This is a genomic window from Ectothiorhodospira sp. 9100, assembly GCF_022227565.1.
Taxonomy (GTDB): domain Bacteria; phylum Pseudomonadota; class Gammaproteobacteria; order Ectothiorhodospirales; family Ectothiorhodospiraceae; genus Ectothiorhodospira; species Ectothiorhodospira marina.
On record NZ_JAJNAN010000127.1, the window covers coordinates 1 to 649 of the forward strand.

Below are 649 nucleotides of genomic sequence, written 5' to 3' on the forward strand. Positions count from 1 at the left end.
GGCGATGTGGCTGACCTTGCTTGCCGGGGGCTGGCGATTGCTCAGTAATTATCTCATACGCCGCTCAGGGGGCGAGCGCACGGAGGTGCGATGCTCGGGATTCAGGCGATCCAGTTCCCATTTCAGTGGATTGTTCCGGATGTACTCTCGAACGGTATCCAGTTCCTGCTGATTTCTTATGACACGGTCCCAGTAATTCCGATGCCACAGTCTTTCCGGTGGATGGGGTAGCTCCTTGACCCGGCGGGTGGATACTGCCTTGAAGGCTCCGATCAGTCGCCCGAGGGGCTTGTGCGGGATGGGTGATCGAGCAGCCTGCTGGTCGGTCAGGAAGATGATGCCATGGAGATGGTTGGGCATGATCACCTGCTCATCCAGCACGATATGTTCGTGGTGATCTCCCAACCAGTGCCAGGTGGTGTCGATGATGTCGCCGATGGCGTTCAAGGACATCCGTCCTTGCTCGATATGTCCAAAAAGGCAGGCGTGATGCCGGGTGCATAAGGTCACAAAATAGGCTCCCGGCCCGGCATAATCGTAATGCGTCAGGCGAGGAGATCGTCTGCGGGGTAGTGCCTTCCTTGTCATTGAATTCCCTCCGTGGGTGTCTTGTTGTTCCGGTCGTGGCGTAGCTGGGGCAGGCCCCGGC

1 protein-coding gene is annotated in these 649 nt (G+C 58.1%); it reads right to left on the reverse strand.

Annotated elements, in window-relative coordinates:
* Positions 1–48: 48 nt before the first annotated feature.
* Positions 49–447, reverse strand: a complete 399-nt coding sequence (locus LPW29_RS15275; protein ID WP_238628724.1) for a transposase — start codon at positions 445–447, stop codon at positions 49–51.
* Positions 448–649: the final 202 nt, after the last annotated feature.